Genomic DNA, 22606 nt, shown 5'->3' with positions numbered 1-22606 from the left:
GGGAGGAGTTAGGAAACACTTATGGGTTCGATCTGGGAATACGCCAATCCGAAGAAATTCATCGCCACCACGGACAGGTTGCTGCCGTGGGTGTCGGCGCTGGCGCTGGTGGCGCTGGTCGGCGGGCTGATCTGGGGCTTCTTCTTCACCCCCGACGATTACAAGCAGGGGTCGACGGTCAAGATCATCTATCTGCACGTGCCGAGCGCCCTGATGGCGATCAATGCCTGGATGATGATGCTGGTGGCCTCGCTGATCTGGATCGTGCGGCGGCACCACGTGTCGGCGCTGGCGGCCCGCGCGGCGGCGCCCATCGGCGCGGTGATGACGCTGATCGCGCTGATCACCGGGGCGATCTGGGGCCAGCCGATGTGGGGCACCTGGTGGGAATGGGACCCGCGGCTGACCTCGTTCCTGATCCTGTTCCTGTTCTACCTGGGCTACATGGCGCTGTGGGCGGCGATTGAAAACGACGATACCGCGGCCGATCTGACCTCGATCCTGTGCCTTGTCGGATCGGTCTTCGCGATCCTGTCGCGCTATGCGGTGAATTTCTGGAACCAGGGGCTGCACCAGGGGTCGTCGGTGATGCGGGCGGGGGCCATGATGGGCGACACCGAAGAGCGGGTGAGCAATGTCTACGCCGTGCCCCTGTTCGTCTGCATCGCGGGCTTCATCCTGCTGTTCATCGCGCTGGTCTTCCTGCGCACCCAGACCGAAATCCGTGCTCGCCGGATGCGGGCGCTGCTGGCCCGCGAAAGGATGAACTGATGCCCGATCTTGGAAAATACGCCGAGGCGGTGCTGTCCTCCTACGTGCTGTCGATCCTGCTGATCGTGGCGATGATCGTGGTCAGCGTGCGGCGGTCGCGCAAGGTGAAGGCGGCGCTGGAAGAAATTGAAAAACGGGGCAAATCGAATGGCTAAGATCAATCCGATGATGATCGCGCCGCCGGTGATCTTCGCCGGCCTGGCGGCGATGTTCTGGATCGGCATGGGGCGCGAAAACCCCGATGAGCTGCCCACCGCCTTGGCGGGCAAGCAGGCGCCGGCGGTGCAGATGGTGCCGCTGGGCGACGCGCCGCAATTCGACGATGCGACGCTGCGCGACGGCAAGGTCAAGCTGGTGAATTTCTGGGCCTCGTGGTGCGCGCCCTGCCGGGTGGAACACCCGAACCTGGAAAAGATGGCTCAGGACGGCGTGACGATCTACGGGGTGAATTACAAGGACCAGCCGGGCAAGGCGCTTGGCTTCCTGGCCGAGCTGGGCAATCCCTATGCGGCGCTTGGCGCGGATGAATCCGGCCGGATGGCGCTGAACTGGGGCGTCTACGGCGTGCCGGAAACCTATGTCATCGACGGCGCGGGCAATATCATCATGCGCCACGCCGGGCCGATCACCCAGCGGGCCATCGACGGTGAACTGGGCGCGGCGATCGCCAAGGCGGCGGGGAATTAAACCCGCCAGAAGGCCGGGGTGAACAGCACGAAGACCGACAGGACTTCCAGCCGCCCCACCAGCATCCCGAAGATCATCAGCCACTTGGCGGTGTCCGGAAAGGCGTTCAGCGCGCCGGACCCGCCGACCTCGGGCCCGTAGGCGGGGCCGACATTGGCGATCGCCGTCCAGGCGGCGGTCAGCGCGGTGGCGTTGTGCAGTCCGGTCAGTTCCAGCGCCACGGTCAGCAAGCCGAAGGTCAGCAGGAAAAGGGCGAAGAAGGCGATCACCGAGTTGAACACGTCTTCACCGATCGGCTGCTTGCCCAGCTTCGGCGTGACCATCGCGTGGGGCGCCTGGATGCGCTTGATCTGCGCCTTCAGCGCTTCGATTACCACCAGCCAGCGGAAGATCTTGATCGAACAGCCGGTCGAGGCGGTGCAGCCGCCCACCAGCCCGGCGGCAAGGATGACGGTCAGCGGGAAGGGGCCCCAGCCGGTGACATCGGCGCTGGCATAGCCGGTGCCGGAAAACAGGGTGACGATGTTGAAGGTGGTTTCGCGCAGCACCACCCAGAAATCGCCGGATTCGTGGATCAGCCGCCAGGTCACCACCGCGGCGATGCAATAGGCGGTCCAGCGCAGATAGGTGCGCACCTGCACGTCTTCCCACAGCGGCCGGCTGTGCCCCTGACTGAGCTGCACGAAGCGGATGAACGGCATCGAGGCCAGCAGCATGAACACCGATGACACGTATTCCAGCGGCCCCGAAAAATCCGCGAAGGAGGCGTCGGAATTGGCGAAACCGCCGGTGGACATGGTCGACATCGACACCACGGTCGCGTCCAGCGTCGACATGCCCAGGATGCGGTAGCACAACCAGCAGATCACCGTCAGCAGGATATAGGTGCTCAGCAGCGCGCGGGCGATGTCGGGGGCGCGCGGCAGGATCTTGCCCAGCGTGTCAAACCCTTCGGAGCGGAAGAACTGCATCCCGCCCAGCCCCATGACCGGCAGGAAGATCATCGCCACCACGACGATGCCCAGGCCCCCCAGCCATTGCAGGATGCCGCGCCACAGCAGGGTCCCTTCGGGCAGGGTTTCGATCTGTTCGAATACCGTCGACCCGGTGGTGGTCATGCCCGACACCGCTTCGAAATAGGCGTCGGTCAGGCCGACGCCCGGTTCGCCCAGCATGAAGGGCAGGGCGCCGACCAGCGGCAGGTAGGCCCAGGTTCCGGTGGTCAGCAGGAAGGCTTCGCGGGTGCCGATATCGGCCGAGCGGCGGTTATTCGTCGCCAGCACCACCAGAACGCCCACCAGCAAGGCCAGCCCGGCGGTTTCACCGAAGACGAAGGGGCTTTGCTGTCCCATCGCCCAGTCGAGCAGCATGCAAGGCAGCATCGCCAAACCCATGGCGATGGTGAGATAGCCGTTTATGCGGATGACCTGGCTGTACTGCATCGCCCATGTCCGGTTTGCGTGGCCCGAGTTAACGCCTGCACCAGGGGAAGGTCCAGTGCAAACCGTCGGACAATACCGGTCAGCCACCTGCCGGGGCGGTGCGGGGTTTCCCTTGCGGCCTCGCCATACGGCAGGGGACAGGATGAGTACCGCCAACTGCGACGGCTTCCGTTCCGGTTTCGACCTGCGCGGCGCCTCAGGCCAGGTCGATTTCAGGAAAAACGGGCGACCCGGCAGGCCAGCAAGTTGCGACGCACATCGGTATCCGACCGTATCATCGGCGGTATCTGGAAGATGTCCACAATGAGCCATACGCCCAAGGGCACAAGCAGAAAGGGTTTGTCCGTCAGAACCAGGGTGATCCAGCCCAGCGTCGATACCGCAAGCATGACGACGGCGCTGCCATTTCTGCCCAGGTAAAACCGATGCCCCCCGAAAATGCCGAGCAGCAGCCAAAGCATGTAAGCGAGGCCAATAGATTTCTTTTCGCTGGTAAGGCGCTGTTCAATGACAATGCGCTGTTCCGTCGACAGGCTCATTTCAGACCTCGAAATGGGGTTGGGGAACTCACATAAAAGGGGGGGTGGGGAAACTCAAAACAGACCACAATTTTAAATAGATTCTCGAAAAAATGCAATCGCTCAGGGTGTTTTTATAAGTCCCTGTAGAGGCTGATCATTTGCAATGAAAAAAGCCCCGGCAGTGTTGCCGGGGCTTTCTTAGGTTCGACGGTTTGGAGAAGTCTTACGACTTCGCCAGGTTGCGCAGCACGTAATGCAGCACGCCGCCGTTTTCGATATATTCGATTTCGACCTCGGTATCGATCCGGCACTTCAGCTGGATGGTCTTGGACGACCCGTCGGCGAAGGTGATCGTGCAGGGCACTTCCTGCAGCGGCTGGACGCTGTCCAGACCCGAAATCGACACGGTCTCGTCGCCGGTCAGACCCAGCGATTTGCGGTTCTCACCACCGGTGAATTCGAACGGGATGATGCCCATGCCGACCAGGTTCGAACGGTGGATACGCTCGAAGCTTTCGGCGATCACGGCCTTGACGCCCAGCAGCGCGGTACCTTTCGCGGCCCAGTCGCGCGACGATCCCGCGCCGTACTGTTCACCACCGAAGACCACCAGCGGGGTGCCCGCTTCCTGATAGGCCATCGAGGCTTCGTAGACAGAGGTCTGTTCGCCGTCGGGGCCCTTGGTGTAGCCGCCTTCGACACCGTCCAGCATTTCGTTCTTGATGCGGATGTTGGCGAAGGTGCCGCGCATCATGATTTCGTGGTTGCCGCGGCGCGATCCGTAGGAGTTGAATTCACGCGGTGCAACCTGCCGTTCGGTCAGGTACTTGCCGGCCGGGGTGGTGGTGGCAAAGGAACCGGCGGGCGAAATGTGGTCGGTGGTGACCATGTCGCCCAGAACCAGCAGGACCTTGGCGCCATCGATGTTCGAGATGGTGCCCGGTTCCATGCCCATGCCCTGGAAGTAGGGCGGGTTCTGGATATAGGTCGACGAAGCCGGCCAGTCATAGGTTTCGCCGCCGGTGACGTCGACGCCCTGCCAGTGCTCGTCGCCTTTGAACACGTCGGCATATTTCTTCATGAAGGCTTCGCGGGTCACGGTCTTTTCGACCAGTTCCGCGATTTCGGCGTTCGACGGCCAGATGTCCTTCAGGAAGACGTCGTTGCCGTCCTTGTCCTGGCCCAGCGGTTCGCTGGTCAGGTCGATGTTCATGTCGCCCGCGATCGCATAGGCAACGACCAGCGGCGGCGAGGCCAGGTAGTTGGCGCGCACGTCGGGGCTGATCCGGCCTTCGAAGTTGCGGTTGCCCGACAGCACGGCGGTGGCGACCAGGTCGCCCTCGGCGATGGCTTCGGAAATTTCCGGCTGCAGCGGCCCCGAGTTACCGATGCAGGTGGTGCAGCCGTAACCAACGAGGTTGAAGCCGATCGCGTCGAGGTCTTCCTGCAGGCCCGCGGCCTCCAGGTACTCGGTCACGACCTGCGAGCCGGGCGCCAGCGAGGTTTTCACCCAGGGCTTGCGGTTCAGGCCCAGTTCACGCGCCTTGCGCGCCACCAGACCGGCCCCGATCAGAACGTAGGGGTTCGAGGTGTTGGTGCACGACGTGATCGAGGCGATGACGACCGAGCCGTCGTTCAGCTTGTAGTCTTCGCCTTTGACGGCCTGCGACTTGATCACGTTGTTGGCGGTGTTGTGATCGCCTTCCGACGCCATGTCGCGCGCTTCGGCCGACACGTCGATGCCGCGATATTCGCCGACCACGTCGTAGAAGGCGTTCGCCGCATTGGTCAGCGGCAGGTAATCCTGCGGGCGCTTGGGGCCCGAGATCGCCGGCACGATGGTGCCCATGTCCAGTTCCAGGGTGTCGGTGTAGACCGGGTCGTAATCGGCGGTGCGCCAGAACCCGTTTTCCTTCGCATAGGCTTCGACCAGCGCGATACGGTCTTCGTCGCGGCCGGTCTGGCGCAGGTAGCGCAGGGTTTCGTCGTCGATCGGGAAGAAGCCGCAGGTGGCGCCGTATTCGGGGGCCATGTTGGCGATGGTCGACCGGTCGGGCAGCGGCAGGCGGTCCAGCCCTTCGCCGTAGAATTCGACGAACTTGCCGACCACGCCCTTCTTGCGCAGCATTTCGACGACTTTCAGAACCAGGTCGGTCGCGGTGGTGCCTTCGACCATTTCACCGGTCAGCTTGAAGCCCACGACTTCGGGGATCAGCATCGAAATCGGCTGACCCAGCATCGCCGCCTCGGCCTCGATGCCGCCGACGCCCCAGCCCAGGACGGCCAGGCCGTTGACCATGGTGGTGTGGCTGTCGGTGCCGACCAGGGTGTCGGGGTAAGCGACGGTTTCACCGTTCTGGTCATCGTCGGTCCAAACGGTCTGGGCCAGGTATTCAACGTTCACCTGGTGGCAGATGCCGGTGCCCGGGGGAACGACGCGGAAGTTGTTGAAGGCCGACTGGCCCCATTTCAGGAACTGGTAGCGTTCCATGTTCCGCTCGTATTCGCGGTCCACGTTCATCTGGAAGGCGCGCGGATTGCCGAATTCGTCGATCATCACCGAGTGGTCGATCACCAGGTCGACCGGGTTCAGCGGGTTGATCTTCTGCGCGTCGCCGCCCAGGCCCTTGATCCCGTCGCGCATCGCGGCCAGGTCGACCACGGCGGGAACGCCGGTGAAGTCCTGCATCAAGACGCGGGCCGGACGATAGGCGATCTCGCGCGGGTTCTTACCACCCTTGGCGCCCCATTCGGCGAAGGCCTTGATGTCGTCGACCGAAACGGTGCGGCCGCCGTCTTCGAAACGCAGCATGTTTTCCAGCACGACCTTGAGCGCGGCGGGCAGCTTGGAGAAATCGCCAAGACCGGCAGCTTCGGCGGCGGGAATGGAGTAATAGGAAACGGACTTGCCGCCCGCAGACAGGGTCTTGCGAGTTTTTGCGGTATCTTGTCCAACGACGATGGGCATGAGATGGCCTCCCTCAGATCAGGTGAAAGGGGTGTTGCTGGCGCTGCTTCTGCCCGATCACGCGACGGCAATCAAGGGGGAGAAAGTCAAAATGTATACGAATGTACACTAAAATTCATTTTCTTGCCCCGCTCACCGCAGCCTGACAAAACCTTGATTGGTTATTTCACTCGGAAATGCCTAGAACAGAGACAGTTCAAACGAAGAAAGAAGTCCCCGAGAATGCGTCGTTTCGTCACTTGGCTTGCCGCTGCCCTGATTTCGTTTTCGTCGCCGGTTCTGGCCGATGATCATCCTGTCGTCGTTGAACTGTTCACCTCGCAAGGCTGTTCCTCCTGTCCGCCCGCCGACGCCTTCCTGGCGACATTGGCCGAACGCGACGACGTGATCGCGCTGGCGCTGCATGTGGATTACTGGGATTACATCGGCTGGAAGGACGCCTTCGCCAATCCGCAATTCACCAAACGGCAGAAGGCTTACGCGATCGCGGCGCATCGCCGTTCGGTCTATACCCCGCAGATGATCGTCAACGGGGTCGAACATGTGGTCGGAAACCACCCGGTGGATGTCGAGGCGCTGATCGCCAAACACGCCAAGGGGCCCGAACCGGTGGCGATGGAACTGACTCAACAGGACGGGGTGCTGTCGATTTCGGCCCATGCGGAACAGGCGCTGCCGGGGCCGCTGGTGGTGCAGCTGGTGCGCTATGAACCGATGCAGAAGGTGGAAATACGCGCCGGGGAAAATGCCGGACGGGACTTGCTGTATTCCAATATCGTGACCGAATGGCACCGGCTGGGCGATTGGGACACCCGCAAGCCGCTGGAGCTGCAGGCGCGTATTTCGGGCGACGACCCGGTGGTGGTGATCCTGCAGGCGCCGGGGCCGGGCCCGATCATCGCGGCGGCGCGGCTGCGCTGAGGGTAGCGACCCGGAACGTCCTTCAAAAGAGACCCCGGCCCGGAACAAGGCCGAAGCCCGCCGGGCCAGCGCCAGTCCGCCCCGACGGGCTGGCGCTGGCCCGGCTTTCGTAAGTTTATCAGCGTCTTACGGCTTCGCCTTCCAGCGGCGATGCACCCAGAACCATTGATCCGGATATTGCCGCACCACCGCTTCCAGCCGGTCGTTGAATTGCTGTGTCATGTCCTCGGCGCTGCTATGCGGGATCGGCGTGTCGATATAGGCGCGGAAGGTGAGGCCGTCTTCCTTGCGGATGCTGAAGGCGGGCAGGAACAGCGCATCGTATTTCAGCGCCAGTTCGGCCGCCGAAAGCGAGGTCATGGCGGGATGGCCGAAGAAGCTCAGCCGCGCGCCCTCGGCGACGTGCTGATCCATCAGGAAGGCCACGATATTGCCCTGGCGCAGGAATTTGACCAACTCGGCCAGCCCGCGCCTGGTGCGGGGATAGACCGGGCTGGAAATGGCGTTCAGCGCCCGCACCCAGTGGCGGTTGAAATAGATATTGTCGAGCGGCCGGTACAGGCCCGAGATATTGCCGTATTTTTGCGCCAGGATGGCGCGCACCGCGTCGTGATTGCCGAAATGTCCCGACACCATCATCACCGGGCGCCCGGCCTCGCAGGCCTCGATCAGCGCCGCGGCGCCGGGGCCTTCCAGCTCGGTCCCTTCCACGTGGCGCTTGAACGCCTCGCCGGAATAGACCTCGATCAATGTGCGGCCGAAATTGTCCGGCACCGCGCGGGCCAGCCGGTCGACTTCGGATTGCGGCAATTCGGGCCAGGCCAGCGCCAGGTTCTGGCGCACCCGCTTGTCATATCCCGCCAGCGGCGCAATCACCCGGCTGACGATCCAGCCCATCAGCGGCACCCGCCAGCGATAGGGCAGCGCCAGGGTCAAAAACAGCGGCGCGCTGGCCACCAGGTTCAGCGCGTACTGCCCGGCGCGGGCCGAGAAAGACAGCTTCTTATCGCTCATGACGCGGCTTTTTCCCGGGCTTGCGAGGTTTCACGGTGCCACACATAGATACCCGATCCGACGATCACAAGCGCGCCGACCACGGTCCAGAAATCGGGATATTCGGCGAAGAACAGCATCCCCCAAAGCGTGGCGAAGATCAGCCCGGCATAGGAAAACGGCGCCAGCATACCCGCTTCGCCGATCGACAGGGCGCGGATCAGCAGCAGTTGCGACAGGGTGCCGAAAACCGCCAGCATCGCCATCAGGGCGGCGGTGGTCAGGTCGATCGGTTCCCAGTGGAACGGCACGATGCAGCTCAGCACCACCGCGCCGAACAGCGTGGTGTACAGCAGCGAGGTCCAGGGATTTTCGTTCAGCCCGACATAGCGGGTGACCAGGTTATAGGCGGAATAGCTGAAGGCGGCGCCCAGAGGGAACAGCGCATAGGGCGAAAACACCCCGCTGCCGGGGCGGATGATGATCAGCGCGCCGATCAGCGAGGCGGCGATGCCGAACGCCCGGCGCGGCCCGATCTTTTCGCCCAGGAACAGCGCCGCGCCCAGGGTGATGATCACCGGATTGACGTCCATGATAGCGGTCGCCTCGGCCAGGCCGATATTGGCAATGCCGAAGAAAAAGAACCCGGTCCCGAACATCAGGAAGATCGAGCGCGCCAATTGCAGCATCGGGTAGCGGGTGCGCGCCACGGTGCCGATCCGAGGCAGAACGATCAGGAAAATCAGCGTCGCCGCGCCGGCATAGCGGGCCCAGACCGCCTGAACCGTGCTGACCCGCATGCTGATTTCCTTGGCCGTCGCGTCCATCGCCGCGAAAAAGAAAATCGCCCCGATCATCAGGGCGATGGCTTTGGCGGTCTGCGACATAGTTCACTCCGGGTAGCGCGGCAGGCCGGTGCCGGTCATCGAAACGCGGCTGGAAGCACGGCGCAGTTGGCCGCATTCATCCCGTCGCTGCCCGCGGGCTGGGCGGGCAGTACGCTGTAGCGCAACTCTGCGACACTGTCATGTCCCCGGAGGGCGGTTTTTTCCGGCGCTGTCAGCCGGTGACCTTGGTGCAGCTTTTGGTTTCCGCATCCCAGACCGTGCCGTCGGCACAGGACATCGCCTGCTGATGATCTTTCGTACATTGGGCGGATGCGGCCAGCGGTGCGGCGGTCAGGATAACAGCGGTCAGTATGGTCTTGATCATAAAAGAAAACTCCCTGCCAAGCGGTGAACCTTGGCAGGGAGCATATCACAGATCGCGATTTTCGCGAAGTCAGGCTTCGCCGAAGACCCGGCGGAAGATCGTGTCGACATGTTTGGTGTGATAATCCATGTCGAATTTTTCGTTGATCCCGTCCACGCCAAGCGCCGCGACCACGTCCTTGTCGGCCAGCAGCTGTTCGCGGAAATCGACGCGGTCTTCCCAGACCTTCAGCGCGTTGCGCTGCACCATGGCGTAGGCGTCTTCACGCGACACGCCCGCCTGGGTCAGCGCCAGCAGCACCCGCTGCGACATCACCAGGCCCGGGAACTTGTTCATGTTATCCAGCATGTTCTCGGGGAAGATCAGCATCTTTTCGACGACGCCGGCCAGACGGTTCAGCGCGAAATCCAGCGTCACGGTGGCGTCCGGGCCGATGCCGCGTTCGACCGAGCTGTGCGAGATGTCGCGTTCGTGCCACAGCGCCACGTTTTCCATTGCCGGCACCACGGTCATGCGGACCAGACGGGCCAGGCCGGTCAGGTTTTCGGTCAGGACCGGGTTCTTCTTGTGCGGCATCGCCGACGAACCCTTCTGGCCCATCGAGAAGAATTCCGCGCCTTCCAGCACTTCGGTGCGCTGCATGTGGCGAATCTCGATCGCGACGTTTTCGATCGAGCTGGCGATCACGCCCAGCGTGGCGAAGAACATCGCGTGGCGGTCGCGCGGGATCACCTGGGTCGAAATCGGTTCCGGCTTCAGCCCCAGCATCTTGCAGACATGTTCCTCGACCGCCGGGTCGATATTGGCGAAGGTGCCGACGGCGCCGGAAATCGCGCCGGTGGCGACTTCGTCGCGCGCGGCCTGCAGGCGGGCCTTGTTGCGGTCCATTTCAGCGTAGAAACGGGCGAAGGTCAGGCCCATGGTGGTGGGTTCGGCGTGGATGCCGTGGCTGCGGCCGACGCGCACGGTGTTCTTGTGCTCGAACGCACGTGTCTTCAGCGCGGCCAGCACCTTGTCCAGATCGGCCAGCAGGATGTCGGCGGCGCGCACCAGCTGAACGTTCAGGCAGGTGTCGAGAACGTCCGACGAGGTCATGCCCTGGTGCACGAAGCGGGCTTCTTCGCTGCCCACATGTTCGGCCAGGTGGGTCAGGAAGGCGATCACGTCATGCTTGGTGACCGCTTCGATTTCGTCGATCCGGTCGACGTCGAATTCCACGTCCTTGGCTTTCCACACCGCTTCGGCGTTTTCCTTCGGGATCACCCCCAGCTCGGCCTGCGCGTCGCAGGCATGGGCTTCGATTTCGTACCAGATCTTGAACTTGGTTTCGGGCGACCAGATGGCGACCATTTCAGGACGGGAATAGCGAGGGATCATCGTCAATTTCCTTGGAAAGCGGGAACTCGCGCCAGTCTTTAGCGGCGCAAAGCCATTACAGCAAGGGCAGGGGGAAAGATATGTCGTCGCATCGCCGCGCTTTGGCCGGGCCGGGAGGAATAATGCGCCGGCCTGTCGCGGGTTCGCGCGGGGGAAGTCAGGCGGTCCGGCGCAGCGGGGGCGTCATCGGGGCGGCGGCGCCGGGATCGGCAATCCGAAGGGGCGCGATCACATGCCGCCCAGCAGCGCCAGGATGGGCAGAATGGCAAGCGCAATGCCCATGCCGCCAAACGTGCCGCCGTCGGAATCGCCGGCCGCGTCCGCTTCCATCGGATCGTTTCCGTCGTCCTCTTCGACGCTATCGTCCGCGGCGTCGGGGATTTCGGGGGTGTCGAACAGATCGGTCAGGTCGTCCTCGGCGATGTCGTTTGCCTTCGGGCTGCTGTCGAGCGCGGCGAGGAAATCGTTGTTGTAATCGGGATTGTCGATTTCGACACGGACGATTTCATAGCCGTCCATCTGCGCGGTCAGGATGCCGTCTTCGAACATCCGGTCGCCGTCCATTTCGGTGACTTCGGCCAGGGCGTCGGGCGAGGTGGGGTTGTAGCCGTCCTTGACCCCGAGGATGTCGACATGGATGCCACCGGCGCCGTCGATGATCTGCGACATGTCGATCACCGCATTCTGCGGGTCTTCGGTATTCGAGGCGATGAACAGGACCAGCCGGTCCTCGGCATAGAAACCGTGGACGCTGGTATCGTCCTGTACCGCTTCGTGTTCGCCGCGGTCATCCGACACGAAGTCGATCGGGCGAGTCCCGGGAAGGGATTCATTCATCATGCGGAACATTTCGCCGGGGACGGTCAGCCGTCCGTCGCCGCCTTCGTTGCCGGCGAGGTTGGTCAGGTTGTTCTGTTGGATGGCCCAGACATGGGCGGCGTCGACTTCGTGTTCGACGAAGACCTCGGTCATGTTGAGCATTTCATGCGCCTGGCGCAGCCCGTATTCCTCTTCCGGGTCCCAGCTGGTGCGGCTGGCGCGCAGGTTCCATTCGGTGACATAGGTGTCGAGATTGCCGAGCTCGGCTTCCCAGGTCGACTCGATCACGTTGAGATCGTATTCGCGGCTGTTGGGGTTGTCTTCGCCCTTGGAATAGATGTGCGCGATGATGCCGTCGACGGCGTCGCGTTCGGCTTCGGTGTCGAATTCGCTGATGATGATTTCATTCGCGACCCGGGCCCAGGACACTTCGCCGGAATTGAAGATGAAGCTTTCGTCCAGCTCGACGTTATAGTCTTCCATGATCGCTTCGAGCTGTTCCTCGGCGGTGTCGAGGTGATCGTAATCGTCGGCCAGCCGGGCGGAACCGTAATTCTGGCCGTTCTGCACCAGGATATCGATATCGGCGAAGGCGGTGTCGCTTTCCGCGTGACTGTCGATTTCCTCGTTCAGGATCTCGGCCATGCGGCTGGCGACGCGGCCGTATTCCAGCGAATCCATTTCGCCGCTGCCCCAGTATTCGTTGCCGATCTCGAAGGCACGGATGGTCGGTTCACCGTATTCGCCGTTCAGCGTGTCCTGGATGAAGCCGCGCAGCGCGTCTTCGTCGATATCGGCGTAGCGGTGACCGTCGGCGTCGGTTTCTTCGCTCAGGAAGTTGCGCGTCGGAAGAACGATCGTCACGTCGATATCGTTTTCCTCGGCATAGGTCATGAATTCGGTATAGGGCAGCAGTTCGATTTCGCGGCCGGTGTCGGGGTCGATGTCGCTGGTTTTGTCCGGGTCGGAGATGTCGAAATAGTCTTCGGTCAGCGACCCGCCGGGATAACGGATATGAGTGACGCCCAGGGCGTCGGCCGCGTCGTCATAGGTGCCATCCTCGCCAAGCTGGTCGCGGTTGGCCAGGATGTTGGCGCCGAACAGGTCCTGATGATAATCGTTACTGCTTACGCTTCTTGTATCCAGGTAAATCATCTCTGTTCCCTCTTTTCCGAAGAAAAGGTGGTTGGTCGTCTGTCTTCATTTCCGGGTGGCCCCGATCCGGCCGCGTCTTTGAGTGAGGGGGCGGTCGGTTGCCTGATGAGATGAGCGTGAGAGCGACGAAGCCGGAGGTCTACGGGATCACGAAAAGGTCGACTTATTCGCCCTCGTCGACCTCCAAAAGGAGGGGGCGATTGTCCGAAATTTCCGGTTTACGACGTATAAAACAGGGCGCGGGCATCCGCACATGCCGACGCTCGCGCGGAGCGAAATCGGTCGGGCCGATTTGTTCCGCGACGGGGCGCAAAGGTGATTCTATGACCCTTATTTCTAAGGCCTAATCCCTTTCCTTGGGTGGCTAATCCCTATGGTCTAGGTCCTGTCCAGCAAGGTCTATGCCAGGTGGGGGACCCTTTATTGCCTGTCACATAGGCCATACGTCATAAGTCAAAAACTGTTTAGCAGGAATTGCGATTGTTTTCGGATTAGGTCAAATTGCCGGGTAATGACCAAGATTGTTCAAAATTCCCTGCCTTATGACATCACCAAACCGCGACCCTTGCCCGGGATCGCGCCGCTGGATCCGGTGGATTGGCTGATCGTGGACGAAGCTTACGCGGCGCAGATGGCCGAACGCGAGCGGCTGATCAAAGGCCGGCGCGACGCGGTGATCGCGATGGATGACGCGGCCGCCCCGGCGGTGGCCGAATTGCTCGACATGGTGCTGGACCAGCTGCGCGGCATGGCCGGTTTCACGGTCGCCGCCGATCACGTGATCCGGCCCGACAGCGCGCGGGTGGAAATCGACCGCGACGACCCGCTGGCCATCCTGGGGATGCTGGTGCAGGAAGACCTCTGCGTGATGGAAAAGCGCGGCGAGGAACATGTGCTGACCGCCGCCGTGCTGTGTTTCCCGTCGAACTGGATGTTGCGGGAAAAGTTCCTGCGGCCGCTGATCGGCATCCACATCCCGGTCAATGCCTATGACGACAATATCGCCAAGCGGGTGCAGCGGCTGTTCAACGGCATCCAGCCGGGGCGGCCGCTATGGCGCTTCAACGTGCTGTGGTATGGCAACGACCTGTTGCACAATCCGTTTTCGGAAAGCGAAGAGCACAGCACCGTGCCGCGCGAGGAGGCGAGCTATTTGCGCAGCGAAAGGCAGGCGCTGATGCGGCTGCCTAACACCGGCGCGGTGGTGTTTTCGATCCATACCTTCATGATCCACGGCGATATCGCCCGGTCCTGGTTCTGACGGTCCTGAGGGTGGCGCGCTAGCGGTCGATCCGGTCGGCCATGATCGCGATGGCCTTCTGGTAGACCCCGGCGGCATTCCATTGCTTGATCACCTTGAAATTGGGCTGGTCCGGCAGGTATCCCCGGCCGGGTTTCCAGCCCTTCTTGCGCAGGTAATTGGCGGTCGAGGCCATCGCGTCGACCTCATCGGTCAGATCGATCCGGCCGTCGCCATTGCCGTCCACCCCGTAGGTCAGGATGTTGCCGGGCAGGAACTGGGTATGGCCCAGCTCGCCGTGCTTGGCGCCGATCGAGGCGGGCGAAATCGCGCCCCGGTCGACCAGTTTCAGCGCCGACAGCGCGTGCGGGGTGAAAAAATCCGACCGGCGGCAATCATAGGCCAGCGTGGTGATCGCCGACACCACGTTGCTGTCGCCCATGAAATTGCCAAAAGCCGTTTCCATCCCGTGGATCGCCAGCAGCACGCCCGCAGGCACGCCATAGGTCTTTTCCAGGCTGGCATAGAAGGCCGGGTTACGCGCCTTGCGCTTGCGGCCAAGCGCGACGATGGTATCGGCGCCGCGCACCTGCATGAATTTTTCCAGCGAATATTTGAAGGATTTCTGGTTGCGGTCGGCCCAGATCGTTTGGCTGGCATATTGCGCGCCCGACAGCGCGGCGAGCCCTTTTTTGCCGACGCCCGCGGCCTTGGCTTCCCGTGCGAAGGCGGTTTTCCAGGCGGCGAAGCCCGCGGCATTGTCGCCGCAAGAGGCGGCCCGGACCGGCGCGGGGGCGATCCCGCCGAGGGCGATGATGACGACGGGGAGAAGACGAGAAACGGGTTTGAAAAATACTGCAGCCATGGGCCTGTTCCGATCGGTTTAAATGCGATCAGCGTAACCCGGAGTGAAAAACGCCGCCAAATGATTTTGACGGCGTTTCGAAAAGATCGCTGTCGCGGGGATCAGAGGCCGATCATGCTCATCGTATCGGCCAGCGCGCCGGAGGTGTTCAGCGCCATCATCATCCCGGTCAGCGCCAGGGTATGCGCGGCCAGGCGGAAATCTTCGCCCCGCACCACGTTGGCGAAGGTCAGCAACACCGCGACCGGCAGGAAAAACAGCCCCACGGTGGTCACCAGCACCCAGCTGGCCATGCGCATAGCGAAGCTGTTATTGGCATCCTGGGCATCGTCGGTCGGGGGATAGATCGCCGAGCGCAGGTCGGCCGCGTCGATCTGGCTGTCGCACACATGGGTGCGGCGTTCGTATTCGGTTTCCAGGCTGCGCGAGGCGGTCTGGATTTCGGGGAACCGCTTGGCGGCCGCGTGGGTGACATTGCTGGCGGCTGCACCCGTCGCGGCGCGGGGCTGCGGCAACAGAATGGGGGCAGGGCGGGCATGGCGTGGTTTCGCCTCCGCGGCCGTCCGGCGGACCTTGCGCGGCTTGATTTGGGTGGCCGCCTTGAGGAATTCCGAGGTTTCCAGCAGGTCGGAGGGGCGCAGCCACAGCACGAAATCGGGTTCCGTCAGGGTGGCGACGCGGCTGGTCATTTCGGCGAGATAGGATTTCAGGCTGTGTTCGATATCGGCCGGGTCGCTGTCACCCGCATCCGTATCGTCGCGCAGCGTCAGCGACAGGCCGATCAGCATATCGGCATAGGGCACGATACCGTCGTCGTCCTCTGCGCCGAACACCATTTCGTTGGGATGCAGCGGCGGGGTCAGGTCCAGTTCCAGCGTATCGGTGACGATGCGCAGCAGGTCGTTTTCCAGCACGTTCACCGACTGGATACGTTGACCGCGCGCTTCCAGAACGCCCTGCAGCGCGTTGCTCAGCTCTGCTTCCTCGGTACGCTTTTCATCGAGGAACACCAAACCTGCCGAATACCGATACACGTCCTTTTCCATGACATATCTCCAGCTCGAAACCTGTGAGACATTTGTGGAAGTCAAAATGGGACATTCTGTGGCGCAATTCCGGCGGAAGAAGGCATTGTTGTGAATTTTTCGAAAATTTTCCCGGCCTAATTGTGCTCTGCGGGGCGGCGAAATTGGCAAAATGTGCTTTAATCTCAATGGCTAAGGCTGTCTTGATAAAAAAGGGCGCCCGCAGGCGCCCTTTTCCGTACTCTTCCCCTGCGGGTAAATCAGCAGCTGTAGTACAGCGCGAATTCAACCGGGTGCGGGGTGTGTTCGTACTGCTGGATCTCTTCCATCTTCAGCGCGATGTAGCCGTCGATCTGATCTTTGGTGAACACGTCACCGGCGATCAGGAAGTCCATGTCGGCCTGCAGCTCGTCCAGGGCTTCACGCAGCGAACCGCAGACGGTCGGGATACCGGCCAGTTCTTCGGCGGGCAGATCGTACAGGTTCTTGTCCATGGCTTCGCCCGGATCGATCTTGTTCTTGATGCCGTCGATGCCGGCCATCAGCAGAGCAGAGAAGGCCAGGTAGGGGTTTGCCGAGGGATCGGGGAAGCGGGCTTCCACACGCTTTGCCTTCGGCGATTCCGCCCACGGAATACGCACGCAGCCCGAACGGTTGCGGGCCGAATAGGCGCGCAGAACGGGGGCTTCGAAACCCGGGATCAGACGCTTGTAGGAGTTGGTCGACGGGTTGGTGAAGGCGTTCAGCGCCTTGGCGTGCTTCAGGATGCCGCCGATGAAGTACAGCGCTTCCATGCTCAGGTCGGCGTATTTGTCGCCGGCGAAGAGCGGCTTGCCGTCTTTCCAGATCGACATGTTCACGTGCATGCCGGTGCCGTTGTCGCCCGCGATCGGCTTCGGCATGAAGGTTGCCGATTTGCCGTAAGCCTGCGCCACGTTGTGGATGATGTACTTGTACTTCTGGATCTCGTCAGCCTGTTTGGTGACGGTCCCGAAGATCAGGCCCAGTTCGTGCTGGCACGACGCCACTTCGTGGTGGTGCTTGTCGACCTTCATGCCGATGCGCTTCATGGTCGACAGCATTTCCGAACGCAGGTCCTGCGCGTCGTCGATCGGGTTGACCGGGAAATAGCCGCCCTTGACGCCCGGACGGTGGCCCGAGTTGCCCATTTCGTAATCGGTGTCGGTGTTCCACGAGGCGTCGATCGCGTCGACTTCGTAGGACACTTTGTTCATCGAGGTCGAATACTTGACGTTGTCGAACAGGAAGAATTCAGCTTCCGGGCCCATATAGGCCACGTCGCCGATACCGGTCGATTTCAGATAGGCTTCGGCCTTTTCGGCGGTGCCGCGCGGGTCGCGCTCATAGGGTTCACCGGTGTCGGGTTCGACGACCGAGCAGTGAATGCACAGGGTTTTTTCGGCATAGAACGGATCGATATAGGCCGAGTCGGTGTCGGGCATCAGTTTCATGTCCGACGCTTCGATCGACTTCCAGCCTGCGATGGAGGAGCCATCGAACATGAAGCCTTCTTCCAGGAAGTCTTCGTCGACCAGATCGGCAACCACGGTCACGTGCTGCAGCTTGCCGCGCGGATCGGTGAAGCGGATATCGACATATTCGACGTCTTCATCCGCGATGGTCTTGAGAACTGCGTCCTTGCTCATTCCCTTATCCCTTTCGTTTATGGGGTGTTACAGCGCGTCCGAACCGGTTTCGCCGGTGCGGATGCGAATGGCTTGTTCGACGGGGCTGACGAAGATCTTGCCGTCGCCGATCTTGTCGGTCTTGGCGGCGTCGATGATCGCCTCGATGGCGCCGTCGACGAGATCGTCGTCCAGAACGACCTCGATTTTCACTTTCGGCAGGAAGTCCACGACATATTCCGCGCCGCGGTACAGCTCGGTATGGCCTTTCTGGCGACCGAAGCCCTTCACCTCGATCACGCTGAGGCCTTGAATGCCCGCTTCCTGCAGGGCTTCTTTCACCTCATCGAGCTTGAATGGCTTGATGATCGCTTCGATCTTTTTCATCGCTGGGTCTCCTCGCCAGATGCTTCGTTCATGGCACAGATCACTTTCATCCGGGGGTCTCAATTGGCTAAGGTCATTCCCGTGGACCCGCTGGGCGGGATTCTTGGGGTGAGATTAAAATAACGGCAAGATGATTAAAAGATGTGCCGTTTGAAAACTTTTGGGCTGAAATCATGACAGAACTCCTGACCGCTGCACAAATGCGCGCCATCGAAACCGCCGCCATCGAGTCGGGTGAGGTGACCGGGCTGGAGCTGATGGAGCGCGCAGGCGCGGGCGTTGTCGAGGCGATTTTCGAGGAATGGCCGGAGCTTGCCGGGGCGGATGCGGCAGGCGGGGAGGGGGGCATTGCCCGTCCGGCGGAGAAGGGGGGCGTTGCCCTCCATCCGGCGTTGCCGGATTCCCCCCAGGATATTTGTGAACAGAAGAAGTTCAGGGCGGTGGTGCTGTGCGGGCCGGGGAATAATGGCGGCGACGGGTTCGTGGTGGCGCGGCTGTTGCGGCAGCGGGGCTGGGAGGTGGAGGTTTTTCTCTACGGTGATGCGGTGAAAATGCCGCCGGATGCGAAGGCGAATTATGAGCGGTGGTTGGAAAACGCAGGCGTTCACAGGTGGGATGACAACTTTATCGAGGATACCCTCGACGAATGCGACCATGATTTGGTTGTCGACGCAGTTTTCGGAACCGGCCTTACCCGCCTGATGCCGGACGATACAGAACGTACGTGGCATGGTTTTGTGCCCCGCGTCTTCAGCTGGCACCAAAAGGATAGACCCAAATACGTCGCTGTCGATATTCCCAGCGGCATTTGCAGTGACTCGGGCCGCAATTTGGAGGGGGCGTTCCCTACCGATCTGACGGTATCATTCCATCGCGCGAAAATCGGGCACTACCTGTTGGCCAAAGGCCCACCGGACGGCGGAACGCTTTGGTGCGGAAAAGTAGTCGTCAAGGATATTGGTCTCAAGGATGCCTGTATCGCCGACGCTGTACGCTTGTTCGATCCGACGATATCAACACTGACCAAGTTCAGCGACACGCACAAATATTCCCATGGCCACGCCCTGATCCTTGCGGGCGGGCCCGGCCGGACCGGGGCGGCGCGAATGGCGGCGCGGGGGGCTCTCAGGGTCGGGGCCGGGCTGGTGACGCTGGCGGTGCCGCCAGCGGCGCAGAAGGAGGTGGCGGCGCAGGTCACCGCGATCATGCTGCGGCAGGTGGGCGATGCGACGGCGCTGGCCAAGGTGCTGGAGGATGCGCGGTTCAACGCGATCGGGCTGGGGCCGGCGCTTGGGCTCGACGAAGATGCGGCGGCACTGGTTGCCACCGCGCTGGAGGCGGGGCGGGCGACGGTGCTGGATGCCGATGCGCTGACCCTGCTGGCAAAGGACGCGGCACTGTTTGCCAAGCTGCACGACAAATGCGTGCTGACCCCGCATGCGGGCGAATTCAAACGACTGTTCCCGGATATCGCGGCGAAGCTGGAGGCTGTGCCCACAAAAGGCCCGGCCTATTCCAAGGTGGATGCGACGCGGGAGGCGGCGAAACGGGCGGGCTGCCTGGTGTTGTTCAAGGGGCCCGACACGGTGATCGCGGCGCCGGACGGGCGCTGCAGCATCAATTCGGCGCAATACGAACGGGCGGCGCCCTGGCTGGCGACGGCAGGGTCGGGGGATGTGCTGACCGGCTTCATCGCCGGGCTGCTGGCGCGGGGAATTGCGCCGCAACAGGCGGCGGAAACCGCGGCCTGGCTGCATGTCGAATGTGCGTTGGACTTCGGGCCCGGGCTGATCGCGGAGGACCTGCCCGAGCAATTGCCGAACGTCTTGAGGCGTCTGCTTAGCCGGCCATGACCGGCGCGGTGGCGCATTCCAGTTCCAGACCGTCGGCATAGATCACCTGCGGGTCGTCGAAATAGAGCCGGAACACCATGTGCTGGGCGCGCGGTTGCAGCCGGACATATTCGCCGTCGATCAGGCGGCGGGCGTCGACCAGGGCCTCGTCCTCGCAATACAGCGCCTTGGCGCGCCAGTCGCGGATCAGGATCTTCTGCCGCGAGGGCAGGATCGTGTCGGCGTCGGGGCGGTCATGGCCCAGCGATCCGGCGCGGATGCGCACGGTTTCGCAAATCTCGAAGTCGTGTTCGATCGCTTTCAGCGTCACCAGCCCGGTATTGCGGGTAATGATACGGTCGCCGGGGGCCAGGGTTTCGACCGGCAACGCGCCGTCTTCGGTCAATACCAAGGTGCCGGGCATAAGCCCGTTGATAAGGTCAACGTGACGCTTTGCGGTTCTTTGACCGCTTATGCGCCCCAGAGTTTTGAGTTCCATGGGCGTTTATCCTACTGCTCTGCCTGCTTTTTTACAGACAGATTAATGAGGATAACGGCACTTGTCTTGTCCTTTTTAGTGAATTTTTCGTTTCAGAGCCGCTTAATTTTCCTCTCGCATCCGTTGGAACTGTTTGCTAGATAGCGCCGGAACTGCGGGCAGTCTCGTCTTTGACGGGGCTGCCTGCCCGAGTTTTGCGGGTGTGGCGGAATTGGTAGACGCACCAGATTTAGGTTCTGGCGCCGCAAGGCGTGGGGGTTCAAGTCCCTTCACCCGCACCAGGTTGGAAAAAAGGACGAGAACATGCAGGTCACCGAGACCCAGAATGAAGGCCTGAAGCGCGCCTATGAAATGATGCTGACCGCGCAGGAGCTTGACGACAAAGTCAACGCCAAGCTTGCCGAGGCGCAGCCGGAAATCGAAATGAAGGGCTTCCGCAAGGGCAAGGTGCCGATGGCCCTGCTGAAAAAGCAGTTCGGTCAGCGCCTGCTGGGCGAAGCCATGCAGGAAGCCGTCGACGAGGCGATGAACAAGCATTTCGAAGACTCCGGCGATCGTCCGGCGCTGCAGCCGCAGGTCGAAATGGTCGGCGCGGAAGACTGGAAAGAAGGCGACGACATGAAGGTCACTATGACCTATGAAGCGCTGCCGGAAATCCCCGAAGTCGATTTCTCGGGCGTCGAGCTGGAACGCCTGGTGGTCAAGGCCGATGACGCGGCCGTCGACGAAGCGCTGGCATCGCTGGCCGAAACCGCACAGGATTTTGCCGACCGCAAGAAAGGCTCCAAGGCCAAGGAAGGCGACCAGATCGTGTTCGATTTCGTCGGCAAGGTCGACGGCGAAGCCTTTGAAGGCGGCGCGGCCGAAGATTACCCGCTGGTGCTGGGCTCCGGTTCTTTCATCCCCGGTTTCGAAGATCAGCTGATCGGCGTGAAGGCCGATGAGCAGAAAGACGTCACCGTGACCTTCCCCGAGGAATACGGCGCGGAAAACCTGGCCGGCAAGGAAGCGGTGTTCGAATGCACCATCAAGGCGGTCAAGGAACCCAAAGCGGCCGAGATCGACGACGAGCTGGCGAAGAAATTCGGCTCCGAGGATCTGGCCGCGCTGAAATCTCAGGTTTCCGAGCGTCTGGAAGCCGAATATGCCGGCGCCGCGCGTCAGGTGCTGAAGCGTCAGCTGCTGGACAAGCTGGACACCCTGGTGTCCTTCGACCTGCCGCCGAGCCTGGTCGAAGCCGAAGCCCAGCAGATCGCGCATCAGCTGTGGCACGAGGAGCACCCCGACGTGCACGATCACAACCACGACAAGATCGAGCCGACCGACGAGCATAACAAGCTGGCCGAACGCCGCGTGCGTCTGGGCCTGCTGCTGGCCGAGCTGGGCCAGAAGGCCGAGGTCGAGGTCACCGATGCCGAGATGACCCAGGCGATCATGAACCAGGCGCGTCAGTACCCGGGTCAGGAACGTCAGTTCTTCGAATTCATCCAGCAGAACCAGCAGATGCAGCAGCAGCTGCGCGCGCCGATCTTCGAAGACAAGGTCATCGACCACGTGGTCGAACAGGCCAAAGTGTCGGAAAAAGAGATCAGCAAGGACGATCTGCAGAAAGCCGTGGAAGCGCTGGAAGACGAATAATCTTCCTTTCCATATCGCATTTTGCAAAAGGCCGCCCCCAGGGGCGGCCTTTTCGCTTTTTCCGCTGCGTTTTTCGGCCCGCATGTTGACGGTTTGCCCCGCCCGGCCTTTCCTGAGCGCGATCACAGGGAGGACGTGATGGACTACACCAGCTTTTCAAAGGACGATTTCGACGCGTTCCGCGCAAATGACCGGCCCGGGCCGATCCATATGCTCAATCTGGTCAGGCTGCGCGACAGGGCGGAGTATGCCGACGGGCGCGACGCGACCGGGGCCGAGGCCTATGCCGCTTACGGCAAGGGCAGCGAGCCGGTGTTCAAGCGCCTGGGCGGGCGCATCGTCTGGCGCGGCCGGATGGAGCAGATGGTGATCGGTCCCAGGGATCAGCAGTGGGATCTGTGCTTCATCGCCGAATACCCCGGCCCGCAGGCCTTTGCCGACATGCTGAAGGATCCCGAATACCGCGCGGCGATGGTGCACCGGCAGGCGGGGGTGGCGGATTCCAGACTGATCCGTATGGCGCCGCTGCAGGTGGGGGACAATTTCGGAACGTGAAATGGCCGGCCCCGTGATTTACACGGGGTCAGCCATTTTGTGCGTTGCGTGAG

At 61.9% G+C, this 22606-nt stretch carries 21 protein-coding genes and 1 tRNA gene; 9 read left to right on the top strand and 13 right to left on the bottom strand.

The features are described 5' to 3' along the window. Positions 1–21: 21 nt before the first annotated feature. Genes GR167_RS02720 through GR167_RS02710 form a run of 3 tightly spaced genes read left to right on the top strand, consistent with a single transcriptional unit; the run spans position 22 to position 1458 of the window. Entirely contained in the window at positions 22–771 is a 750-nt protein-coding gene (locus GR167_RS02720) for a heme ABC transporter permease (RefSeq protein ID WP_160971914.1), read from the top strand. Then, entirely contained in the window at positions 771–926 is a 156-nt protein-coding gene (ccmD, locus tag GR167_RS02715) for a heme exporter protein CcmD (protein WP_160971913.1), read from the top strand. The genes GR167_RS02720 and ccmD overlap by 1 nt, the downstream gene beginning before the upstream one ends. Then, positions 919–1458, top strand: a complete 540-nt coding sequence (locus GR167_RS02710; RefSeq protein ID WP_212769813.1) for a DsbE family thiol:disulfide interchange protein — start codon at positions 919–921, stop codon at positions 1456–1458. Before ccmD ends, GR167_RS02710 begins: the two co-directional genes overlap by 8 nt. Here the strand turns inward: GR167_RS02710 and GR167_RS02705 are convergent. From GR167_RS02705 to acnA, 3 genes are all read right to left on the bottom strand, one after another. Next, positions 1455–2900 carry a TrkH family potassium uptake protein gene (locus GR167_RS02705; protein WP_160971912.1) on the bottom strand — a complete coding sequence of 482 codons (1446 nt, stop codon included), beginning with the start codon at positions 2898–2900 and terminating at the stop codon, positions 1455–1457. The two genes, GR167_RS02710 and GR167_RS02705, sit on opposite strands and share 4 nt — an antisense overlap. Before the next feature lie 212 nt (positions 2901–3112). Beyond that, positions 3113–3439, bottom strand: coding sequence for a TM2 domain-containing protein (locus GR167_RS02700; protein WP_160971911.1), 327 nt, complete (start codon positions 3437–3439; stop codon positions 3113–3115). Positions 3440–3644: 205 nt separating this feature from the next. Further along, on the bottom strand, positions 3645–6389 hold the full coding sequence (gene acnA / locus GR167_RS02695) for an aconitate hydratase AcnA (RefSeq protein WP_160971910.1): 2745 nt from the start codon (positions 6387–6389) through the stop codon (positions 3645–3647). Between the two features lie 222 nt (positions 6390–6611). On the opposite strand from acnA, the gene GR167_RS02690 reads away from it, so the two are divergent. Then, positions 6612–7310 carry a DUF1223 domain-containing protein gene (locus tag GR167_RS02690; protein WP_160971909.1) on the top strand — a complete coding sequence of 233 codons (699 nt, stop codon included), beginning with the start codon at positions 6612–6614 and terminating at the stop codon, positions 7308–7310. A gap of 126 nt (positions 7311–7436) precedes the next feature. Here the strand turns inward: GR167_RS02690 and GR167_RS02685 are convergent, their stop codons facing one another. From GR167_RS02685 to GR167_RS02660, 5 genes are all read right to left on the bottom strand, one after another. Next, positions 7437–8324 (bottom strand): lysophospholipid acyltransferase family protein, encoded by an 888-nt coding sequence (locus GR167_RS02685; protein ID WP_160971908.1) that lies wholly within the window; start codon positions 8322–8324, stop codon positions 7437–7439. Next, positions 8321–9190 (bottom strand): DMT family transporter, encoded by an 870-nt coding sequence (locus GR167_RS02680; protein WP_160971907.1) that lies wholly within the window; start codon positions 9188–9190, stop codon positions 8321–8323. Before GR167_RS02680 ends, GR167_RS02685 begins: the two co-directional genes overlap by 4 nt. A gap of 172 nt (positions 9191–9362) precedes the next feature. Further along, positions 9363–9515, bottom strand: coding sequence for a carbohydrate-binding module family 14 protein (locus GR167_RS02670; protein ID WP_160971905.1), 153 nt, complete (start codon positions 9513–9515; stop codon positions 9363–9365). 69 nt (positions 9516–9584) lie between these two features. Then, positions 9585–10892, bottom strand: a complete 1308-nt coding sequence (purB, locus tag GR167_RS02665) for an adenylosuccinate lyase (RefSeq protein ID WP_160971904.1) — start codon at positions 10890–10892, stop codon at positions 9585–9587. Positions 10893–11120: 228 nt separating this feature from the next. Further along, positions 11121–12866 carry a type I secretion protein gene (locus GR167_RS02660; RefSeq protein ID WP_160971903.1) on the bottom strand — a complete coding sequence of 582 codons (1746 nt, stop codon included), beginning with the start codon at positions 12864–12866 and terminating at the stop codon, positions 11121–11123. A gap of 511 nt (positions 12867–13377) precedes the next feature. Here GR167_RS02660 and GR167_RS02655 point away from each other — a divergent pair. Next, positions 13378–14127 (top strand): heme-dependent oxidative N-demethylase family protein, encoded by a 750-nt coding sequence (locus tag GR167_RS02655; protein ID WP_160971902.1) that lies wholly within the window; start codon positions 13378–13380, stop codon positions 14125–14127. 19 nt (positions 14128–14146) lie between these two features. Here the strand turns inward: GR167_RS02655 and GR167_RS02650 are convergent, their stop codons facing one another. From GR167_RS02650 to GR167_RS02635, 4 genes are all read right to left on the bottom strand, one after another. Continuing rightward, a complete protein-coding gene (locus GR167_RS02650) occupies positions 14147–14971 on the bottom strand; it encodes a lytic murein transglycosylase (RefSeq protein ID WP_160971901.1) in 825 nt (274 codons plus the stop codon). A 101-nt stretch (positions 14972–15072) separates the two neighbouring features. Continuing rightward, positions 15073–16017, bottom strand: coding sequence for a hypothetical protein (locus GR167_RS02645; RefSeq protein ID WP_160971900.1), 945 nt, complete (start codon positions 16015–16017; stop codon positions 15073–15075). 239 nt (positions 16018–16256) lie between these two features. Further along, entirely contained in the window at positions 16257–17663 is a 1407-nt protein-coding gene (gene glnA, locus GR167_RS02640; RefSeq protein ID WP_160971899.1) for a type I glutamate--ammonia ligase, read from the bottom strand. 27 nt (positions 17664–17690) lie between these two features. Continuing rightward, positions 17691–18029, bottom strand: coding sequence for a P-II family nitrogen regulator (locus GR167_RS02635; RefSeq protein WP_058261561.1), 339 nt, complete (start codon positions 18027–18029; stop codon positions 17691–17693). A 173-nt stretch (positions 18030–18202) separates the two neighbouring features. Here GR167_RS02635 and GR167_RS02630 point away from each other — a divergent pair, with 173 nt between their 5' ends. Next, positions 18203–19882: an NAD(P)H-hydrate dehydratase gene (locus GR167_RS02630; protein WP_160971898.1), complete on the top strand. Its 1680-nt coding sequence runs from the start codon at positions 18203–18205 to the stop codon at positions 19880–19882. On the opposite strand, the gene GR167_RS02625 is transcribed toward GR167_RS02630, so the two are convergent. After that, positions 19869–20285, bottom strand: a complete 417-nt coding sequence (locus tag GR167_RS02625; RefSeq protein ID WP_235915827.1) for a Hint domain-containing protein — start codon at positions 20283–20285, stop codon at positions 19869–19871. The genes GR167_RS02630 and GR167_RS02625 overlap by 14 nt on opposite strands. Before the next feature lie 271 nt (positions 20286–20556). On the opposite strand from GR167_RS02625, the gene GR167_RS02620 reads away from it, so the two are divergent. The 3 genes from GR167_RS02620 (at position 20557) to GR167_RS02610 (ending at position 22553) form a co-directional block, all read left to right on the top strand. Further along, a tRNA-Leu gene (locus GR167_RS02620) sits at positions 20557–20641 on the top strand. 22 nt (positions 20642–20663) lie between these two features. Further along, complete coding sequence (tig, locus tag GR167_RS02615) at positions 20664–21998, top strand: trigger factor (protein ID WP_160971896.1); 1335 nt, start codon at positions 20664–20666, stop codon at positions 21996–21998. A 138-nt stretch (positions 21999–22136) separates the two neighbouring features. Continuing rightward, positions 22137–22553: a DUF1330 domain-containing protein gene (locus GR167_RS02610; protein WP_160971895.1), complete on the top strand. Its 417-nt coding sequence runs from the start codon at positions 22137–22139 to the stop codon at positions 22551–22553. Positions 22554–22606 lie beyond the last annotated feature (53 nt).

The sequence above is a fragment of the Thalassovita mangrovi genome (genome assembly GCF_009857745.1).
GTDB classification, from domain to species: domain Bacteria; phylum Pseudomonadota; class Alphaproteobacteria; order Rhodobacterales; family Rhodobacteraceae; genus Thalassobius; species Thalassobius mangrovi.
Note: the sequence above shows the minus strand (reverse complement) of the source record. Positions and strands in the feature narration are given on the sequence as shown.

Bases quoted from the DNA above. Each gene is read 5' to 3' on its own strand.
- GR167_RS02720 (WP_160971914.1), top strand. From the start codon at position 22: ATGGGTTCGATCTGGGAATACGCCAATCCGAAGAAATTCATCGCCACC.
- ccmD (WP_160971913.1), top strand. From the start codon at position 771: ATGCCCGATCTTGGAAAATACGCCGAGGCGGTGCTGTCCTCCTACGTG.
- GR167_RS02710 (WP_212769813.1), top strand. From the start codon at position 919: ATGGCTAAGATCAATCCGATGATGATCGCGCCGCCGGTGATCTTCGCC.
- GR167_RS02705 (WP_160971912.1), bottom strand. From the start codon at position 2,900: ATGCAGTACAGCCAGGTCATCCGCATAAACGGCTATCTCACCATCGCC.
- GR167_RS02700 (WP_160971911.1), bottom strand. From the start codon at position 3,439: ATGAGCCTGTCGACGGAACAGCGCATTGTCATTGAACAGCGCCTTACC.
- acnA (WP_160971910.1), bottom strand. From the start codon at position 6,389: ATGCCCATCGTCGTTGGACAAGATACCGCAAAAACTCGCAAGACCCTG.
- GR167_RS02690 (WP_160971909.1), top strand. From the start codon at position 6,612: ATGCGTCGTTTCGTCACTTGGCTTGCCGCTGCCCTGATTTCGTTTTCG.
- GR167_RS02685 (WP_160971908.1), bottom strand. From the start codon at position 8,324: ATGAGCGATAAGAAGCTGTCTTTCTCGGCCCGCGCCGGGCAGTACGCG.
- GR167_RS02680 (WP_160971907.1), bottom strand. From the start codon at position 9,190: ATGTCGCAGACCGCCAAAGCCATCGCCCTGATGATCGGGGCGATTTTC.
- GR167_RS02670 (WP_160971905.1), bottom strand. From the start codon at position 9,515: ATGATCAAGACCATACTGACCGCTGTTATCCTGACCGCCGCACCGCTG.
- purB (WP_160971904.1), bottom strand. From the start codon at position 10,892: ATGATCCCTCGCTATTCCCGTCCTGAAATGGTCGCCATCTGGTCGCCC.
- GR167_RS02660 (WP_160971903.1), bottom strand. From the start codon at position 12,866: ATGATTTACCTGGATACAAGAAGCGTAAGCAGTAACGATTATCATCAG.
- GR167_RS02655 (WP_160971902.1), top strand. From the start codon at position 13,378: ATGACCAAGATTGTTCAAAATTCCCTGCCTTATGACATCACCAAACCG.
- GR167_RS02650 (WP_160971901.1), bottom strand. From the start codon at position 14,971: ATGGCTGCAGTATTTTTCAAACCCGTTTCTCGTCTTCTCCCCGTCGTC.
- GR167_RS02645 (WP_160971900.1), bottom strand. From the start codon at position 16,017: ATGGAAAAGGACGTGTATCGGTATTCGGCAGGTTTGGTGTTCCTCGAT.
- glnA (WP_160971899.1), bottom strand. From the start codon at position 17,663: ATGAGCAAGGACGCAGTTCTCAAGACCATCGCGGATGAAGACGTCGAA.
- GR167_RS02635 (WP_058261561.1), bottom strand. From the start codon at position 18,029: ATGAAAAAGATCGAAGCGATCATCAAGCCATTCAAGCTCGATGAGGTG.
- GR167_RS02630 (WP_160971898.1), top strand. From the start codon at position 18,203: ATGACAGAACTCCTGACCGCTGCACAAATGCGCGCCATCGAAACCGCC.
- GR167_RS02625 (WP_235915827.1), bottom strand. From the start codon at position 20,285: ATGCCCGGCACCTTGGTATTGACCGAAGACGGCGCGTTGCCGGTCGAA.
- tig (WP_160971896.1), top strand. From the start codon at position 20,664: ATGCAGGTCACCGAGACCCAGAATGAAGGCCTGAAGCGCGCCTATGAA.
- GR167_RS02610 (WP_160971895.1), top strand. From the start codon at position 22,137: ATGGACTACACCAGCTTTTCAAAGGACGATTTCGACGCGTTCCGCGCA.